This is a genomic window from Streptomyces paludis, assembly GCF_003344965.1.
GTDB classification, from domain to species: Bacteria; Actinomycetota; Actinomycetes; order Streptomycetales; family Streptomycetaceae; genus Streptomyces; species Streptomyces paludis.
Genome location: NZ_CP031194.1, coordinates 3,554,179 through 3,567,914, shown reverse-complemented (window position 1 = coordinate 3,567,914; position 13,736 = coordinate 3,554,179). Strand labels below are relative to the sequence as shown.

The following is a 13,736-nucleotide window of genomic DNA, read 5'->3' as shown; positions in this document are numbered from 1 at the left end:
GCGGAGGTCGGCCGGGATGCCCCCCCTCGCCGTCCCAGTCGGAGTCCTTCAGTGTGCCGAATCGCCACAGGGCCTCAAGTCCCTTGATCGGCAGACCGGTGTACGGCTCGACGCACGTCGTGCCCAACTGCCGCATCTCGCCGTTCTCGTGGCGGGCGTACGGCACCGCCGACAGCGTACGGCAGCAATCGAGAGCGCCGATGCGCTCGCCCCGGTGGCGTACGGGGAACGGCTGGCCGGGGGCGGGGATGGCGAGCGCGTACAGTCCGCGCGCGGTGTCCACGCGCAGTACGACGGCGGCGGCTTCGCAGTCGTACGCGGCTGACCAGCGGGCGGACCCGATGCCGAACTCCGCGAGCCCTGCGGCGATGGCGCGGGCCTGCATGACGTCGGCGGTGGTGCTGGGGTCGGGCTCGGCCGGGGCGGGGACGCACCCGCAACCGTGGTCGTCGGCGAGGGTCTCGAACAGGGGCGTACGGGTCACTGTGGGGCTCCTGGGGCGGCCGGGGGCGGGGAGATTCCCGCCCCCGGCGTCGGGCGGCTGCGGGGCTAGGCGGCGGCTTCGTCGTCGCTGGCCGGTTCGTCGGCCCCTTCGACCTCCGGCGCGCTTGTCTCCTCGTCGGTGCCGGGCTCCTGCTCGGCCTCCGGTTCGCTGCCGGACGTGATCGCGGCGCGGGGCTTCTTCTTCGCCGGGTCGTACGGCTCCTCGTCCACGACGGACTGCTCAATGGGCGTGAGCGGGTACCCCAGAGACGCCAGGATCTTGAACCAACGGGCGGTGGGCTTCCGCGTCCACGGGGCGTGCTGGTCGTCGGTTCGCCACGCAGACCGGTTCGCGCACTTCTCCCGTACGGCGGCGATGGCGGCGAACTGGAGCTGCGGGGCCCGGCGCGGGTCCTTGGCGACGTGCCCGGTGAAGCTGCCCCGGTCCTTGGCCTGCTCGGCGTTCAGCCCCAGGAAACCGGCCAGGATCTCGGTGGTGCCCTCCTTGTTCAGGTCGTCGGAGATTCCCCAACTGCCATTCAGTAGAGCTTCATTGACGTGCTCGATCAGAGTGCTGGTGGTGCTCTTCGGCAGGTTGCGGCGCTTGCTCAGGTCCGTGATCCACTTCCGGCGCAGGGCCTCGGCCGCGTCCCAGTCGATGTTCCCCTTCTTGACGGCGGCGCGGGCGGCGCGCTCGGCTTCCTTGTCGGCGCTGGTCGTCGCACTGCCGCTGGCGCTGGCACCCTCGGGCACCGCGTGCCCGTACAGACCGGGGGCGGAGCAGTAGGGCTCGTACCGATCCCCCCGCCGCTCGTCGAACACCCACACAAGCCCCTTGCACTCGGTGTGCTCCTCGATGCTGATGCCGCGCAGCCGCCACACGGGCACCGCCCGCTCGGACAACTCCTCGGCATCCCTGATCTTCTGCCCGGCCGTCTCCAACTCCGCCCGGTGAGCCTCGGCCTTGATCCGCTTGTCGCGCTTGGTCCGTTCCACGGCAATGGCCCAGTCGACGTCTCCGGCGTCCGCGTCGTCCTCGACTGCGGCCTCGGTGATCGCGGCGAGCGCTTCGGCGTCATCGGCAAACTCGCCGAGAGCGGCCATGTGCTCGAACGTCCACTCGTAGCTGCTCGCGCCGCTGACGGCGGCCGACAGCTTCTCGTCGGACCGCACCTTGACCAGCGCCTTGACGTCCTTCTGCCGCACGCCTGCGGCTCGGGCGATACGGCCGACCTGGGCGCCCGCCTCGGCGGCGCTGAACATCGCCTGGTTCATCTCCGACGGCGTCAGGCTCTTGCGGTGCTGGGCGGTCGTGATCATGTCGAGAAACTGTCCGGCCGCGTCGCGATCGTCGTCGTCCCACTCGTACGGCAGGTGGGTAAGACCCGCGTCCTTCGATCCGTACAGGCGGCGGTTCCCGTCGTTGACCTGGAGGACTCCGCCGTCAACTCGCTGGATCTTGACCGGGTCCCGGCAGCCCTCAGCGCGGAGGGACTCCACGAACGGCGCGTTGATGTCCAAGTCCTCGCGGGCGTTCTTCGGGTGCGGGGTGAGCGCGTCGATCCGGATCACGGGGCGCGGGGTGACCGGCACGGTCTCCAGCCCTGCGGCGACGGCAGCGGCCAGTCGCTGGAATCCGTCGATGACCTGCGGCACGTCGCCGTGGGTGCGCACGACGTACAGCGGCTCCACGACGCCGTTGTCCTTCACGTCGGCCAGCAGATCGGCCGGGGCCTGGATGTCGCGGACGTTGCCGGGGTGCGCGGCCAGCTCGGCGACCGCGAGGGTCGGCCACGGGGCAGGGGAGGTCTGGACGCCGGCCTGGGTCTTGGTGTTCGTCATCGATCCTTCTCATTCTGGTGAGAGTGCGCCGGGCCGTTCGGCCCGGTGGGGTGCCGGTCGGGGGGTTGCCCGCCCCCTTCCGATATCACTAATTAAACCATGTTCTAAGGATTGAATCAACCTGCTATGGGCCCTGACCTGCTCTTTCCCGCCACCGTCGACCCGCACCCGCCCGGCCGGGCCCGGCCACAACGCACCCGGGCGGGGTTCCCTCCTCGGTCGGACAGCTCCGCCGTACCAGGGTTCCGGGCGCGGTGTCCAGGCTCGCGAAGCGACCGCGCAGCGGCCCGGCCTGGACGCCGTGTCCGGGTTCCTGGTACGCCCCCTGGGGTGTCCGGCCGAGGAGGGAACCCCGCCCCCACCACCCGCACCACAACGCGCCCGCACCCAACCCACCAGCCCCCACCCCCTCCGAGAGAGGACCCGCCAGAGGCAGCCTTTCGCCCTCGCCAGCACCTGCCGAAGGCGTGGTTCGAGATGTCCGCGGACCTGTGCCTACGGTGCGCGCGACGAGCACTGATTTCGAACAGAGTGGGGGCACGGTGGGCACCAATTCGGCAGGACCGGTGAGCGCGTCGGAGCTGCGCCGGCGGGTTCGCGCTGCTGAAGCGCTGAAGGCGAAGACGCGGGAGATGGCTGCCGCAAACGTGCTGACTGCACGCGAGGCCGCGGTGAAGGCGGCCAAGGCGAAGGAGGAGGCCGACGTCACGGCGCGGGAAGCTGCTGCTGTAGTCCTGCGACTGTTCGGCAACGACGCCGAGTTGGTCTCGGAACTCCTGGGCGTCCCGGCGGAGGAGCTGGAACGCGAGGCGAAGCCTGTTACCGCCGCTCGGGCGAGGGAGATCATCGAAGAGCTACGTGCCCACGCCGAGCGGCCCCGCTCGACCCGACCCCGTAAGCCTCGACCGGATGCGGCCGGCGCTGCCTCCGCGACCTCGGGCGTCCCGGCCCCGGCCGTCACGACGGACGACAGCCGGGCTGATGCCGCCTGAGAACGACTTCGGGCCCGGCCTCTTCCCGCTCGCGGCGGTGAACGGGGCCGGGCCCGTTCACATTGACGAGCAACTTTCCCTCATCGGTGAGCCAACTCCCGTCCGCGTACCGGCCGTTGAGTGGACGGTCTGGCTGACCGACGAATCCGTGCAGACCCGGTACTGGGCGAAGGTCTACCGGACCCCGTCAACCGAGGACTGCTGGTTCTTCTTCGGCGGGATCTCCAGCACCGGCCACGCCAGCTTCAGGGCCGCCTCACGGCCGGGCAGGACGCGCAAGGGGACGGTGCCGGGCCATCTGTACGGGTACCAGCTCGCCCACGGCGTCATCCCCCGCCTCGGCTGGGACACCAACAGCCCCACCGTCTGCCACACCTGCGACAACCACTCCTGCCAGCAGCCGACGCACCTCAGGCTGGGCACGGCGGCCGAGAACCGGGCCGAGTGGCTGGCCCGCCGCAGAAACCCGGGCAGTCCCCTCGCCGACCTCCGAGGCCCCGCCGGCCGCTCCCGCGCGATCGGCGCCGCCATCCGGACTGGCCGAGAGGCCGGGGAGCCCAGCGCGGATATCGCGGCACGCATTCGCGCGGCAATGCGAGCGGGCCGCCCCCTCAGCCTCTGGTGAACCGCCTGCCAACGGACCCATCCACGGTGACGACGAAGACAGGTCAGCCGCCGTACGAAGCGCCCTGCTGCCCCAGTTCGCTCGCGTCCTGCCCCATGTCCGCCGATGTGCCGGACCGCTGCCGGGGAACCTCCGGAAGCCCCTCCGTCACAGACGCGAGACCGGTGTCCGCCAGGAACTTCGGAAGCTGAGCGGTCGGATCCATCGCCCACTCGACGGCGGACATGACCTCGTCGTCCAGCGCGTCCAGGAGGTGGCCGTACCGGTCCACGGTGGTGGTGATGGACTCGTGGCCCAGCCGGGCCTGAATGGCTGGGAGAGGGACCTTGGCGGCGATGAGCCACGCGGCGTGGGAATGCCGGATGTCGTGAATTCGGGGCCGCTTGATCAGGCCGAACTTCTCCGCGGCAAGCGTGATCGCGGGCAGCCAGCGAAGCCGGCGGAACGTTCCCGCATCCCATTGATTGCCTGTGGGCCCCTTGAACATCAGCTCGTCGGGAGCCAGCCCTTTGGCGCGCCGACGGAGCATTCGGTCGAGCTTGAAAGTAATGACCATCGTCCTGCGGCTCTTCTTCGTTTTCGGCGCGCCCATGTAGGGCTTGCCGTCCTCGTCCCGCTTCCAGGCTCGCTGGATACGGATCGCGGGGCGCCCGTTGCGGCGCCGGAGATCGCGCGGCTGAAGCGCGGTCACCTCTCCCCAGCGTGCACCCGTCTCGGCGAAGGTCTCCGCGAGGTTTTGGGCGTCCTCCGCCATGCACTCGTGGATCTGCGCCCACTCCTCCCGCTCAAGGAAGGTCATCTCCTCGTCGACCTCGTCACCGTCCAGTCGCGGCAGCCGGGTGTGCGCGCACGGATTCGCGGCCCTGAGCTGCGGCTCGGCGTCGACGGCCGACTGGAGAATCGCGGACAGCAGCCCATGCTTGTCCTGGACGGTCTTCGGCTTGTACTTCGTCCGTGGCTTCCGGTCCGGCCGGTCGAGAGGGGCCGGCCTGCCGTTCTCCAAGTCGTTGACCCAGTTCTGCACCATGTCCCGGACGACGGCGCCCTCGCCGTCCTCCACGGAGTAGGGCCCGAACCAGGGGGCCATGTTCTCGCGTATCTCCTTCTTTTACTTGCTTCGTGTGTCGCCCTGGATACCGGTCAGCCGGTCGACGTAGGCGAGAGCGAAGGGTTCGAACATACTTTCGGGTCGTCGCAGGTCCGCGATGAAGCCCTCCCCGCGCACCCAGCCCGGCGGCCACCGCTGGCCGTGTCCGTTCACCAGATCCCGGAAGCGCTCGGCAGCCCCGGAGTCGTCGAAGACTTCCGATTCCTGCTTGCGACCGCGGGCCCCGCCGGCCCTCCACATGACGGTGAAGCTCGCCGTTCCGTCGCGCTTGTCCCGTTTCTTGATGTACGCCATGGAAGGCACCGTAAATCAGACCGGTGCTGACACGGTGCTGACGTTATGAACACGGAGAGGTCCCCTGATCAGCGTTTCCGCAGGTCAGGGGACCTCTCTGATTGTGGAGCCTAGGAGAGTCGAACTCCTGACATCTGCCATGCAAAGACAGCGCTCTACCAACTGAGCTAAGGCCCCGCTAAAGGTGGGTACGCCGAGCCGTCGTCGCCGGGGCCCTGCGCGTCACCGGGAACCAGAGTACCGGGTGTGGGCGGGTATCCCGCAAAAGGATTGGGGCTCCCCGCGCGCGACCACTCTCCGTAAGATGCCCCACGAGGTTCGCAGCAGCGAAGCTGCCGCATGGGGAAGCGATGGGGAGACGCGCATGGACGCCGCACAGCAGGAATCGACCGCCAGAGCCAGAGAACTTCAGCGGAGCTGGTACGGAGAGCCTCTGGGGGCGCTCTTCCGCCGGCTCATCGATGACCTGGGGCTGAACCAGGCCCGGCTCGCGGCCGTCCTCGGGCTGTCCGCCCCGATGCTCTCCCAGCTGATGAGCGGTCAGCGCGCGAAGATCGGCAATCCCGCGGTCGTCCAGCGGGTGCAGGCGCTCCAGGACCTCGCCGGGCAGGTGGCCGACGGCAGCGTCAGCGCCGGTGAGGCGACGGACCGGATGGAGGAGATCAAGAAATCGCAGGGCGGCTCCGTCCTCAGCGCCACCAGCCAGACGACCCACAGCACGGGCGCGCCCACCGTCCGCCGGGTGGTCCGTGAGATCCAGTCGCTGCTGCGGTCGGTCGCGGCGGCCGGCGACATCATAGACGCGGCGGACTCCCTCGCCGCGACCCAGCCGGAACTGGCAGAGTTCCTCCGGGTCTACGGCGCCGGACGCACCGCCGAAGCCGTCGCCCACTACGAGGCGCACCAGAGCTGACAGACGGACCGGGGCCGGCAGGCGGTTCCGGGCACGGCACAAAGACGCGACACAAAGACGCGGCACACAAACGGCCGAGACGACGGGGAGCGGGCGCGGCGCAATGGGTGAGATCTTCGCGGGACGGTACGAGCTGATCGACCCGGTCGGCCGGGGCGGCGTCGGTGCCGTCTGGCGCGCCTGGGACCACCGGCGGCGGCGTTACGTCGCGGCCAAGGTCCTCCAGCAGAGCGACGCGCACACCCTGCTCCGGTTCGTCCGCGAACAGGCGCTCCGGATCGACCATCCGCATGTCCTCGCCCCCGCGAGCTGGGCCGCCGACGACGACAAGGTCCTCTTCACCATGGACCTGGTCAGCGGGGGGTCGCTGGCCCATGTCATCGGCGACTACGGGCCGCTGCCGCCCCGCTTCGTCTGCACCCTGCTCGACCAGCTCCTCGCCGGGCTCGCCGCCGTCCACGCGGAAGGCGTCGTCCACCGCGACATCAAACCCGCCAACATCCTCATGGAGGCGACCGGCACCGCCCGGCCGCATCTGCGCCTCTCCGACTTCGGCATCTCCATGCGCAAGGGCGAGCCCCGCCTGACGGAGACCAACTACGTGGTGGGCACGCCCGGTTACTTCGCTCCCGAGCAACTGATGGGCGCCGAGCCCGACTTCCCCTCCGACCTCTTCGCCGTCGGCCTGGTAGCGCTCTATCTGCTCCAGGGGCAGAAGCCCGACTCCCGGGCCCTGATCGAGTACTTCGCCGCACACGGCACCCCCGGCGCGCCCGAGGGCATCCCCGAGCCGCTGTGGCAGGTGCTGGCGGGACTGCTCCAGCCCGATCCGCACGCCCGGTTCCGTACGGCCACGGGCGCCCGCAAGGCGCTGACGGCGGCCGTGGAGCTGCTGCCCGAACCGGGCGCGGACGACGAGCCGGTCGAGGTCTTCGACCAGATCGGCCCGCTGCCGGCCGGCTTCGGCCCGCAGGGCCCCCTCCCGGCCGCCGAACCAAAGCCCGAACCGGAACCCGAACCGCAGCCGCAGCCGCAACCCGAATCACAGCCGGAAACCACGCCCCCGCCGCTCCCTCCCCAGCCGCCGGCATCCTCCCCCGTGTCCGGCGCCATGTCAGAGACCGGCAGCTTCCACCTGCCTCCTCCGCCCCAGCAGCCCCTCCACCCCCAACACCCGCAGCAGTTGCTGGCCCACGCACCGACCGAAGCGGTACGGCACGAGCAGGCCCTCACCCGCCCCTACACCGCCCCGCAACTCCAGCCCCAACAAACCTCCGCGCCGACAGCGGCACCCGCGCCCCACCGCCCCGGCCCGCCCCTGAAGGTCGCCGTCCCGGTGCTGCTGCTCGCCCTGGCCTGCTTCGCGGTCGGCTTCTGGGCGCTGTCCCGGATCTGAGCAGCCGCGCCGCCGCCGCTCACCGCCCGGGAGGCGGCCCGTACCCCTGCGGCCCGTACCCCTGCGGTTCATACGAGGGCCCAGCCGTCACCTGCGCCGGTACGCCGCCCGCCGCACCCCCTGCCGCGTTCCGCCGCGCGCGCAGCGTCCACACCCCGAGTCCGAGCACCAGCGCCGTCCCCGTGCCGATCCCCGCCGCCGCGATCAGCGCCATGGTGTCGCCGTTCGCGCGGTCCGACGGCGTCAGCCCGTCCGCCGCGACCTCCCGGTCGTCCGGCGTCACGCCGAAGTCACCCGCCGGTCCCGCGTACGCGGGCCCCGGCTTCGCCTCGCCCGTGACGTTGACCCGCAGCGTCAGCGGGATCGGCGCGGTCCCGAACGAGGTGGCGACCTCCGGGTTGAGGCTGACCCGCAGGTAGTACCAGCCCGCGAACCGCATGTCCTTGTCACCGGTCGCATAGCCGAACCGGTTCTCGTACGCGACCGGCGGCAGCGGCGAGAGCGCCACCGTCTTCTGCCGGCCGTCGTACGAGACCGGGCTGCCGCTGCCGACGAGCCCGAGCGCCGGGTTGTACAGGGACACGGCGAACGCGCCGCTCACCGCTGGCCCGTCCGTCACCTCCGAGCTGCTCAAGTCGGCGGCGACGAACAGCTGCTGCCCCCAGTCCACCGGGATCCGGTAGAAGAGCGAGGCCCCCGGCTCGATCCCCGTCGTCCACTCGCCGCCGCTCAGCCCCTTCGCGTCGTAGAAGCTGCTGCCGCCCTTGCGCTCGCCCGTACGGTCGCCGGCGGCCGGCCCCGGGGACGCGCTCGGCCACACCGTCGGCGCGCTGGTGGGGCCCTGCTCCGTCAGCCCCGGCTCGGCGACATGGCGGATCTCCAGCTCCCAGGGCTCGGGCGTGGAGGTCTCGTCGCTGGTCCGCTCCACGACGACGTAGTACCGGCCGGCGTCCTTGCAGAGGTACGAGCCCTTCTCCACCGTCCGGTACGCGTAGGCCGCGAGGGGACGCGGGAAGGCGCCCACGCCGCCGAACCTGGCGTCGTTCGAACTGCACTGGTTGCCCTGGCCGTTCTGGAGCGAGACCTTGATGTTGTCCGAGGGGGCGACCGTCGTGCCCGGCTTCGGCACGGCCACGGCCGAGACATACGCGTTTGTCTCCGCGTCGAGGTCCAGCCGGTAGATACGCCGGCCGCCCGGCTCGATCGTGTCCTTGTACGTGGCGCCCGCGTCGAGGGGCCGCGCGCCGCTGGTGGTCGCCGAGCCGGTGACCGGCTTCGTGTCCGGCCCGAAGGCGTACGGAGCGGGCTCGCCGGCCGCCCAGGCCCGCCCCGCCGTCCCGGGCAGCGCCGCGACCGCGCAGAGGGCCGCCGCCGCACACACCGCCGACGCCCCGACCGCGCGCACCCGGCGTACCCGCTCGCGCCGTACCCGCAGAAGTCCCCGTACCCGCACGCGTACCCGTACCCGCTCGCGCCGCTCCCGCTCCCGCTCCCCGTTCACGCGCTTCCCCTTCGCCGTCCGGCGCCCTCCCGGGCACCCCGCGCCGCATCATGGTGCCGGTCCATCCTGCCCCGGCCGTCCCGTCGCTGTCTGCGCGGCCACCCGAATCACCCACGCGCCCCGCCGGCCGCCGTACGCCCTGCGGCCCCAACGGCCTTACGGAGCACGCCAGTCGGGCCCCAGAGCGCCTCGCGGGCCCCATCCGGCCCCGTACCTCACCAGCCCGCCGAAAGGCCGCCAGAGGCCATCCAGGGAACCGCCGGAAAGCCGCCGCAAGCCCCGGTCCAGCCCCAGACCAGCCCCAAAGCCAGACCTAGACCCAGACCACAGACATTTGCCCGAGCAAGCAGATTATTCACGTACGCAAACCATACGCGCTCGCCACACCCCAGCAAACCGCCCCCGGACAGCACGAAGCCCCGGCCGCTCGGCGGCCGGGGCTCGCAATTCGGACTGCTGCGACTCACACACCCGAACCTGCGGGCACGGAGTCGGTCGCCTCCGTCCACAGATCCTGCTCGGCGCGGTCCGCCTGGATCTGGCGGTACACGAGGAGCCCGCCGATGGCGGCCAGTGCGACCAAGAGAAGCTTCTTCACCGCGCGACCTCGTCTTTCCTTGACGTAGGGACTTCTGGCGCCGACTATACACACCGGCCGATACCGATCGGTGATCTGCCCGCGCTCCCCGATCCGCGCAATGGGCCAGTCGGCGCCGCTGTCAGGGCTTAGACCGACCGGCACATGGGGGGCGGCGTCACGGGGGCTGGCACGCACATCTGCGGCGTTGTCGTCGGTCACGATGGCTCCGCCATCACTCCCTCCTCCGCCTTGCAGCTGCACGCACCAGCCCCCGCTCCTTCACCCACCCCCCATGTGCCGGTCGGTCGTATGCGTCGGGGTTATGCAAACGGCCCGTACGGATGATTTCCGTACGGGCCGTTCTTCGCGGTGGGGCTAACAGGATTTGAACCTGTGGCCTCATCCTTATCAGGGATGCGCTCTAACCAACTGAGCTATAGCCCCGCGCTGCCCCTGAAGATTAGCGCACTTCAGGGCCAGCCCCAAAATCGGTTGGGACGACGCTCACTCGTCCTCGGCGAGCGTCAGCTCGACACCGCCCACGAAGCCCGCGGACAGGTTGTAGATGAAGGCCCCGAGCGTCGCCAGCGCCGTCGCGAGCACCACATCGATCACCGCGATGACCGAGGTGAAGATGAGCACGCGCGGCAGCGACAGGAACGACTGGAGATCGAAGCCATTGCTCTCGGTCGAGCCCGTGGCCTCACTGATCGTCCCGCCGACCGTCGAGAAGACGCCCATCGCGTCCATGACCATCCACAGCACGGCGGCCGCGACGACCGTGCACACGCCGAGCGCGATGGAGAGCAGGAAACTGACCTTCATCACGGACCACGGATCGGCCTTCGACACCCGCAGCCGCGCCTTGCGTGTACGCGGTGTGGTGCGAGCGCCGGTCCGCGGCAGTCTGACGGCGGCGGTGGCCGCGGCGGTACCCGAAGCGGCAGTTGTCACGGAGACTCCCTGTTGGCCCTGGCCCTGGCCGAAGATCTGGCCCTGACCCTGGGTCTGACTCTGACCTTGGCCCTGCTGCGTTCCGACCTGCGCACCCGCACCCGCGCCGGTGCCGGCACCGGCACCGGGCTGCGGTGCCGAAGCGGGCGCCGGGGCCGGATACGCCTGCGGCGGATGGTAAGGCTGAGCCGCCGGCTTCGGCTGCTCAGTACCGTAAGTCTGCTGGTACGGGGGCTGCTGCCCCCGGGTATCGGTCACCGCTACCCCCTGGGAGTCCGTGGCAGGGCCACGGGCACCGTTCCCTCCGGAAGCGTTCGATCCGGCGCCCGTGGCTCCACTCACGCTTTTACTCCTCGTGCTCCCCGGCCGAGGACTGAGTGCCCTCGGCTACGACCTCGGCCGTACCGGCCGCTTCGGCCGCCGGGTCATCGCTCCCGTCGACCTCTTCGGCCTCACGCCCCGCCTCGGCATTGCGTGCGATACCGACGACGGCATCACGCTTGCCCAGGTTGATCAGTTGGACGCCCATGGTGTCACGGCCCGTCTCCCTGACTTCGTTGACGCGCGTGCGAATCACACCGCCGCCGAGGGTGATGGCAAGGATCTCATCCGTCTCCTCGACCACCAACGCACCGACGAGAGAACCACGGTCCTCCACGATCTTGGCGGCCTTGATACCGAGGCCGCCGCGGCCCTGGACGCGGTACTCGTCGACGGCGGTCCGCTTCGCGTACCCGCCGTCCGTCGCGGTGAAGACGAAAGTACCGGGCCGGACGACATTCATCGACAGCAGCTCGTCCCCTTCGCGGAAACTCATCCCCTTGACCCCGGATGTCGCTCGTCCCATTGGCCGAAGAGCGTCGTCCGTCGCCGTGAACCGGATGGACTGCGCCTTGCGGCTGATCAGCAGCAGATCGTCCTCCGCGGACACCAGCTCCGCCCCGATCAGCTCGTCGTCGGCGCCCGACTCCGTCTCCCGGAGATTGATCGCGATAACCCCGCCCGAGCGCGGCGAGTCGTAATCCTTCAGCGCCGTCTTCTTCACCAGCCCGGCCTTTGTGGCCAGAACGAGATACGGCACGGCCTCGTAGTCGCGGATCGCCAGGATCTCGGCGATCTGCTCGTCCGGCTGGAAGGCCAGCAGATTGGCCACGTGCTGGCCGCGCGCGTCCCGGCCGGCGTCCGGCAGCTCGTACGCCTTCGCCCGGTAGACCCGGCCCTTGTTCGTGAAGAACAGCAGCCAGTGGTGGGTCGTCGAGACGAAGAAGTGGTCGACGATGTCGTCTTCCTTGAGCTTCGTCCCGCGCACGCCCTTGCCGCCGCGCTTCTGCGAGCGGTAGTCGTCCGCCTTCGTACGCTTCACATAGCCGCCGCGCGTGATGGTGACGACGATGTCCTCCTCGGCGATCAAGTCCTCCATGGACATGTCACCGTCGAAGGGAACCAGCTTGGACCGCCGGTCGTCACCGAACTTGTCGACGATGACGGTCAGTTCCTCGCGGATGATCTGACGCTGCTTCTCCGGCGAGGCCAGGATCGCGTTGTACTCGTTGATCTTCTGCTGCAACTCGTCGTGCTCAGCGACGATCTTCTGCCGCTCCAGCGCGGCCAGCCGCCGCAACTGCATCTCCAGGATCGCGTTCGCCTGGATCTCGTCGATCGAGAGCAGCCCCATCAGGCCCTCGCGCGCGATCTCGACCGTGTCACTGCGCCGGATCAGCGCGATGACCTCGTCGATCGCGTCCAGCGCCTTGAGCAGACCGCGCAGGATGTGCGCCCGCTCCTCGGCCTTGCGCAGCCGGAACCTCGTCCGCCGGACGATGACCTCGACCTGGTGCGTCACCCAGTGCCGGATGAACGCGTCCAGCGACAGCGTGCGCGGCACACCGTCCACCAGCGCCAGCATGTTCGCGCTGAAGTTCGACTGGAGGTCCGTGTGCTTGTACAGGTTGTTCAGCACGACCTTGGCGACCGCGTCCCGCTTCAGGACGACGACCAGCCGCTGTCCCGTACGCGAGGACGTCTCGTCCCGGACGTCGGCGATCCCGCCGACCCTGCCGTCCTTGACCAGATCGGCAATCTTCTGCGCGAGATTGTCCGGGTTGGTCTGGTACGGCAGCTCCGTGACCACCAGGCACTGGCGGTTCTGGATCTCCTCGACCTCGACCACCGCGCGCATCGTGATCGAGCCGCGGCCCGTCCGGTACGCCTCCTCGATGCCCTTGCGGCCCACCACCAGCGCGCCCGTCGGGAAGTCGGGGCCCTTGATCCGCTCGATCAGCGCGTCGAGCAGCTCCTCGTGGCTCGCCTCCGGGTGCTCCAGCGCCCACATCGCGCCGGCCGCCACCTCCCGCAGATTGTGCGGCGGGATGTTCGTGGCCATCCCGACGGCGATCCCGGCGGAGCCGTTGATCAGCAGGTTCGGGAACCGGGCCGGCAGGACCGTCGGCTCCTGGTTGCGCCCGTCGTAGTTGTCCGTGAGGTCGACGGTCTCCTCGTCGATGTCCCGGAGCATCTCCATCGACAGCGGCATCATCTTGCACTCGGTGTACCGCATGGCGGCGGCCGGGTCATTGCCCGGGGAACCGAAGTTGCCGTTGGAGTCGACCAGCGGCATCCGCATCGACCACGGCTGCGCGAGCCGCACGAGCGCGTCGTAGATCGAGGAGTCGCCGTGCGGGTGATAGGTACCCATGACGTCACCGACGACACGGGCGCACTTGTAGAAGCCCTTCTCGGGCCGGTAACCGCCGTCGTACATCGCGTACAGCACCCGGCGGTGTACGGGCTTGAGGCCGTCCCGTACGTCCGGCAGCGCGCGCGACACGATGACGGACATCGCGTAGTCAAGATACGAACGCTGCATCTCGGTCTCTAGCCCGACCGGCTCCACGCGCAGGGCCAGGCCCTCCACCGCGGTCACGGTCTCGGGGGCGCCGCCGTCCGCGCCGGCGGGCGGAGCGGGGGAATCAGGGGTGTCGGGGGTGTTCTCGTCGGCCATTGCTGGTCAGTGTTCCTTTCGGCCTATTCGAATCCGTCAGCTGAGAC

Annotated in this window: 12 protein-coding genes and 2 tRNA genes; 5 read left to right on the top strand and 9 right to left on the bottom strand. The window is 69.9% G+C overall.

Annotation, left to right across the window (positions count from 1 at the left end):
* Positions 1 to 16: 16 nt before the first annotated feature.
* Entirely contained in the window at positions 17 to 325 is a 309-nt protein-coding gene (locus DVK44_RS37105; protein ID WP_228447166.1) for a hypothetical protein, read from the top strand.
* 224 nt (positions 326 to 549) lie between these two features.
* Here the strand turns inward: DVK44_RS37105 and DVK44_RS15665 are convergent, their stop codons facing one another.
* Positions 550 to 2,325 (bottom strand): ParB N-terminal domain-containing protein, encoded by a 1,776-nt coding sequence (locus DVK44_RS15665; RefSeq protein WP_114660236.1) that lies wholly within the window; start codon positions 2,323 to 2,325, stop codon positions 550 to 552.
* 500 nt (positions 2,326 to 2,825) lie between these two features.
* Here DVK44_RS15665 and DVK44_RS15660 point away from each other — a divergent pair, with 500 nt between their 5' ends.
* Together DVK44_RS15660 and DVK44_RS15655 are read left to right on the top strand one after the other, a co-directional pair.
* Complete coding sequence (locus DVK44_RS15660) at positions 2,826 to 3,317, top strand: hypothetical protein (protein ID WP_162793841.1); 492 nt, start codon at positions 2,826 to 2,828, stop codon at positions 3,315 to 3,317.
* Positions 3,307 to 3,942, top strand: coding sequence for an HNH endonuclease family protein (locus DVK44_RS15655; protein ID WP_114660234.1), 636 nt, complete (start codon positions 3,307 to 3,309; stop codon positions 3,940 to 3,942). Before DVK44_RS15660 ends, DVK44_RS15655 begins: the two co-directional genes overlap by 11 nt.
* A 43-nt stretch (positions 3,943 to 3,985) precedes the next feature.
* On the opposite strand, the gene DVK44_RS15650 is transcribed toward DVK44_RS15655, so the two are convergent.
* From DVK44_RS15650 to DVK44_RS15645, 3 genes are all read right to left on the bottom strand, one after another.
* Positions 3,986 to 5,029 (bottom strand): tyrosine-type recombinase/integrase, encoded by a 1,044-nt coding sequence (locus DVK44_RS15650; protein ID WP_228447165.1) that lies wholly within the window; start codon positions 5,027 to 5,029, stop codon positions 3,986 to 3,988.
* Between the two features lie 21 nt (positions 5,030 to 5,050).
* Positions 5,051 to 5,344: a hypothetical protein gene (locus tag DVK44_RS37100; RefSeq protein WP_228447164.1), complete on the bottom strand. Its 294-nt coding sequence runs from the start codon at positions 5,342 to 5,344 to the stop codon at positions 5,051 to 5,053.
* Between the two features lie 104 nt (positions 5,345 to 5,448).
* A tRNA-Ala gene (locus DVK44_RS15645) sits at positions 5,449 to 5,521 on the bottom strand.
* Positions 5,522 to 5,708: 187 nt separating this feature from the next.
* Between DVK44_RS15645 and DVK44_RS15640 the strand changes: the two genes are divergently transcribed.
* Positions 5,709 to 6,257, top strand: coding sequence for a helix-turn-helix domain-containing protein (locus DVK44_RS15640; protein ID WP_114660233.1), 549 nt, complete (start codon positions 5,709 to 5,711; stop codon positions 6,255 to 6,257).
* A 103-nt stretch (positions 6,258 to 6,360) separates the two neighbouring features.
* Entirely contained in the window at positions 6,361 to 7,653 is a 1,293-nt protein-coding gene (locus tag DVK44_RS15635) for a serine/threonine-protein kinase (protein WP_114660232.1), read from the top strand.
* 19 nt (positions 7,654 to 7,672) lie between these two features.
* Here DVK44_RS15635 and DVK44_RS15630 read toward each other — a convergent pair whose 3' ends face one another.
* The 5 genes from DVK44_RS15630 to gyrA all read right to left on the bottom strand — a co-directional run bounded on the left by DVK44_RS15630 (position 7,673) and on the right by gyrA (position 13,689).
* Positions 7,673 to 9,154 carry a hypothetical protein gene (locus tag DVK44_RS15630; RefSeq protein ID WP_331461603.1) on the bottom strand — a complete coding sequence of 494 codons (1,482 nt, stop codon included), beginning with the start codon at positions 9,152 to 9,154 and terminating at the stop codon, positions 7,673 to 7,675.
* A 463-nt stretch (positions 9,155 to 9,617) separates the two neighbouring features.
* The gene (locus tag DVK44_RS37095; RefSeq protein ID WP_003958712.1) at positions 9,618 to 9,752 is read right to left on the bottom strand and encodes a DLW-39 family protein; all 135 of its coding nucleotides are present in this window, start codon (positions 9,750 to 9,752) and stop codon (positions 9,618 to 9,620) included.
* A gap of 352 nt (positions 9,753 to 10,104) precedes the next feature.
* Positions 10,105 to 10,178 (bottom strand) — tRNA-Ile (locus DVK44_RS15615).
* Positions 10,179 to 10,238: 60 nt separating this feature from the next.
* Complete coding sequence (locus DVK44_RS15610; RefSeq protein ID WP_228447163.1) at positions 10,239 to 10,946, bottom strand: DUF3566 domain-containing protein; 708 nt, start codon at positions 10,944 to 10,946, stop codon at positions 10,239 to 10,241.
* Between the two features lie 88 nt (positions 10,947 to 11,034).
* A complete protein-coding gene (gene gyrA, locus DVK44_RS15605; protein ID WP_114660230.1) occupies positions 11,035 to 13,689 on the bottom strand; it encodes a DNA gyrase subunit A in 2,655 nt (884 codons plus the stop codon).
* Between the last annotated feature and the right edge of the window lie 47 nt (positions 13,690 to 13,736).

Coding starts and splice junctions, on each gene's coding strand:
- DVK44_RS37105 (WP_228447166.1), top strand. CDS start 17: ATGCCCCCCCTCGCCGTCCCAGTCGGAGTCCTTCAGTGTGCCGAATCG.
- DVK44_RS15665 (WP_114660236.1), bottom strand. CDS start 2,325: ATGACGAACACCAAGACCCAGGCCGGCGTCCAGACCTCCCCTGCCCCG.
- DVK44_RS15655 (WP_114660234.1), top strand. CDS start 3,307: ATGCCGCCTGAGAACGACTTCGGGCCCGGCCTCTTCCCGCTCGCGGCG.
- DVK44_RS15650 (WP_228447165.1), bottom strand. CDS start 5,029: ATGGCCCCCTGGTTCGGGCCCTACTCCGTGGAGGACGGCGAGGGCGCC.
- DVK44_RS37100 (WP_228447164.1), bottom strand. CDS start 5,344: ATGGCGTACATCAAGAAACGGGACAAGCGCGACGGAACGGCGAGCTTC.
- DVK44_RS15640 (WP_114660233.1), top strand. CDS start 5,709: ATGGACGCCGCACAGCAGGAATCGACCGCCAGAGCCAGAGAACTTCAG.
- DVK44_RS15635 (WP_114660232.1), top strand. CDS start 6,361: ATGGGTGAGATCTTCGCGGGACGGTACGAGCTGATCGACCCGGTCGGC.
- gyrA (WP_114660230.1), bottom strand. CDS start 13,689: ATGGCCGACGAGAACACCCCCGACACCCCTGATTCCCCCGCTCCGCCC.